The sequence below is a fragment of the uncultured Stenotrophomonas sp. genome, from assembly GCF_945952405.1.
GTDB lineage: Bacteria > Pseudomonadota > Gammaproteobacteria > Xanthomonadales > Xanthomonadaceae > Stenotrophomonas.
Genome location: NZ_CAMFIA010000046.1, coordinates 1 through 3,397 on the forward strand (window position 1 = coordinate 1; position 3,397 = coordinate 3,397).

Here is a 3,397-nt window from a genome sequence, read left to right on the forward strand (position 1 = left end):
GTGGAGGGTCAGATCCACGCCATGCGTGGAGGGTCAGATCCACGCCATGCGTGGATGGCGCTATGCCGCGGCCGCGCGCTCGCTGGTGATCCGCGCGCCCTCGCGCATCACCAGGGTCACCGGGGTCTTCTCCACGACCTCCAGCAACCGCTGCCATTGCGCATCGCTCAACCCGGCGCTGGCATGCAGCACGCGATGTACATGCAGCCGCCCGTCTTCGTCGCGATCCGAGCGCAGTTCGGCATGGAACTCACCCAGCTCCCAGCCCTTGCGCTGCGCGTACATGCGCAGGGTGATGGCGGTGCAGGCCGCCAGCGAGGCCAGGTACAGGTCGAACGGTGCGAACCCGTTGCCCTGGCCGCCCAGCGACGCGGGCTCGTCCGCATCCACATCGAAGCGACCATTGCTGATGTGGTGCAGATAATTGTCGGCACTCGAAACAATGCGTGCGTAGGCCATGAAGGTCTCCATCAAAGGGGGCGGGCGGTTCCCGGCTGAGCCCGGCCCGACTCTAGCGCCATCGGCGGTCAGCTGTGCTGTGAATCCAGCGGCTCCTGGTTCTTCTGCACGTCCTGCGCCTTCAGGTAGCTTTCGATCAGCAGCTGGTAGTTCGGGAAGATCCGGGTGTAGATCCCGGCCCACTGCTGGGCATCGTCGCGGTTCCAGGTGCGCTGGATCTCCGAGGCCACCGCGGCGGTGTCCATCGGCACCACGCCGGCCTGCACCACGCGGGCCAGGGTGATCTCCTCGGCCATCTTGGAATAGGTGCCCGAGGCATCGATCACGGCGAACACCTGGTAGCCGTCGGCGACGGCGGCGATGGAGGGGAACGCCATGCATACACTGGTGATGGTGCCGGCGATGATCAGCTGCCGGCGACCGCTGGCCCTGACTGCAGCCACGAACTCCGGGTTGTCCCAGGCGTTGATCTCGCCCCTGCGTGCCACGTACTGCGCATGGGGGGCGGCCTGGTGGATCTCCGGGATCAGCGGGCCGTTCGGGCCCTGAGGGACCGAAGCGGTGGTGATCACCGGCATCTTCGCCAGCGTGGCCATCTCCGCCAACGCGGTGGCATGGGCGCGCACCTGGGTGAACGGCATGTCGCCGATGGTCTGGAACAGGCCGCTCTGGTGGTCGATCAGCAGCATCGCCGCGTTGTCCGGATCGATCACCGGGCGGGCGCCGTTGAAATTTGCGGGGGTACTCATGGACAGTCTCCTGGAGAGGGGAGGGCAAACAGCCCGTGGGCGCGGCGGGTCATCACCCGCCGCGCGGAAGCGCTCAGTGCGCGATCTGGCCGAAGCGGCCGCTGTTGAAGTCGTTGACCGCCTGCGCGATTTCGTCCTGGCTGTTCATCACGAACGGGCCATAGCCCACCACCGGCTCGTCGATCGGCTCGCCGCTGAGCAGGAGCAGGGTGGCGTCGCTGTCAGCGTCGACGAACACGTCCTCGCCACTGCGATCGAAGGTGAGCAGCTGCGCCTCGCCGACCGGCTGGCCGCCGTTGACCCGGACCGTGCCCTTCAGCACCACCAGCGCCAGGGTGCGGCCGTCAGCCACCGGCAGTTCGGCAGCGTGTCCCCGCTGCAGGCGGATGTCCCAGACATCCATGGGCGTGTGGGTCTGCGCCGGGCCGGCGTGGCCTCCGAAGTGGCCGGCGATGACACGGACACGGCCGCCGCCATCCGGCAGGTTCACCGAGGGAATCTGCGCATCCAGCAGGGTCTGGTAGCCCGGCGCCCCCATCTTGTGGCGGGCCGGCAGGTTCACCCACAGCTGGACCATGTCCAGGGTGCCACCGCGCCTGCTGAAGTCCGGCGAGTGGAACTCCTCGTGGAGGATGCCCGACGCCGCGGTCATCCACTGCACGTCGCCCGGGCCGATGGTGCCGCCGGCACCGGTCGAATCGCGATGGGCGACCTCGCCCTCATAGACGATGGTGACGGTCTCGAAACCACGATGCGGATGCTGGCCGACCCCGCGCGGGGTGTCGCTGGGCGCGAAGCTGTAGGGGCCGGCATAGTCCAGCAAGAGGAACGGGCTCAGATGCTGGCCGTGGGTGTTGTAGGAAAACATCGAACGGGCGGGAAATCCGTCGCCCACCCAATGCGGACGGGGCGCGCTGTAGGTACCGGTGACACGCTTCATGGCGATCTCCTGGCCGGGGCTGCCGGCCGTTGTTCTGTGTTGCCGGAGACGATATCGCTGGGACAATGACCCGTGTAGATGCCGATATTTGCCGTCATAGTCCTACATGGTGAACAATGGCGAGAGACCCTCGGCCGCAGGAGATCGCGTCGTGTTCATTGCTGATATCCGTCGCTGTGACCTCAACGATCTGTTCTATTTCGCCATGGTGGTCGAGCACGGCGGCTTCTCGCAGGCCGGGCGGGCGCTGGCCATGCCCAAGTCGAAGCTGAGCCGGCGCATCGCCCTGCTGGAGGAGCGGCTGGGCGTGCGCCTGATCCAGCGTTCGACGCGTCGTTTCTCGGTCACCGAGGTCGGCCAGGACTACTACCGCCACTGCAAGGCGATGCTGATCGAGGCCGAAGCCGCAGAGGAGGCCATCGCCATGTCGCGCGCCGAGCCTCGCGGCACGATCCGCCTGGCGTGCCCGATCGCGATCCTGCATGCGCGCGTCGGGGTGATGCTGGGCGACTTCCTGGCCCTGCACCCGCAGGTGACGGTGCAGCTGGATGCCACCAACCGCCGGGTGGACGTGGTGGGCGAAGGCGTGGATGTGGCGATCCGGGTGCGGCCGCCACCGCTGGAAGACAGTGACCTGGTGGTGCGCGTGCTGGCGCGCCGGGCCTGGTGTACCAGTGCCAGCCCGGCGTTGTTGCAGCGGCTGGGCACACCGCAGGTGCCGGCGGACCTGGCACTGATGCCGACCGTCGACCTGGCATCGCCCAGCCAGCAGCACGTGTGGGAATACAGCGGGCCGGGCGAGGTGCAGGCCAGCGTGCACCACCGCCCGCGCCTGGTCAGCGATGACATGATCGCGTTGCGTACGGCGGCGGTGGCCGGGGTGGGGCTGCTGATGCTGCCGCGGATGATGATCACCGACGAGCTGGAAAGGGGAGCGCTGGTGCCGGTGTTGCCGGGGTGGCTGCCGAAGCACGGCATCGTGCACGCGGTGTTTCCGTCGCGGCGTGGGCTGCTGCCGGCGGTTCGGGCGTTGATTGATTACCTTGCCGAACGCTTTGAGGCGTTGGACGAGCCGTAGACCGTCCATCCACGCGTGGTGTGGATCGAGCGCGTGGTGCTCCCATCCACGCGTGGCGTGGATCGAGCGCGTGGTGCTCCCATCCACGCGTGGTGTGGATCGAGCGCGTGGTGCTCCCATCCACGCGTGGTGTGGATCGAGCGCGTGGTGCTCCCATCCACGCGTGGCGTG

The 3,397-nt window shown here is 67.7% G+C and carries 4 protein-coding genes; 1 reads left to right on the forward strand and 3 read right to left on the reverse strand.

The annotated features are described in order from the left end of the window. Positions 1-60: 60 nt before the first annotated feature. The 3 genes from Q0P60_RS20580 to Q0P60_RS20590 form a co-directional block, all read right to left on the reverse strand. Positions 61-459, reverse strand: a complete 399-nt coding sequence (locus tag Q0P60_RS20580) for an OsmC family protein (protein WP_294997446.1) — start codon at positions 457-459, stop codon at positions 61-63. Positions 460-527: 68 nt separating this feature from the next. Then, positions 528-1,208, reverse strand: coding sequence for an isochorismatase family protein (locus tag Q0P60_RS20585; protein ID WP_294997447.1), 681 nt, complete (start codon positions 1,206-1,208; stop codon positions 528-530). Between the two features lie 73 nt (positions 1,209-1,281). Next, positions 1,282-2,148 carry a pirin family protein gene (locus Q0P60_RS20590; RefSeq protein WP_294997448.1) on the reverse strand — a complete coding sequence of 289 codons (867 nt, stop codon included), beginning with the start codon at positions 2,146-2,148 and terminating at the stop codon, positions 1,282-1,284. 151 nt (positions 2,149-2,299) lie between these two features. Between Q0P60_RS20590 and Q0P60_RS20595 the strand changes: the two genes are divergently transcribed. Then, on the forward strand, positions 2,300-3,226 hold the full coding sequence (locus Q0P60_RS20595) for a LysR family transcriptional regulator (RefSeq protein ID WP_294997449.1): 927 nt from the start codon (positions 2,300-2,302) through the stop codon (positions 3,224-3,226). The last annotated feature ends 171 nt before the right edge of the window (positions 3,227-3,397 follow it).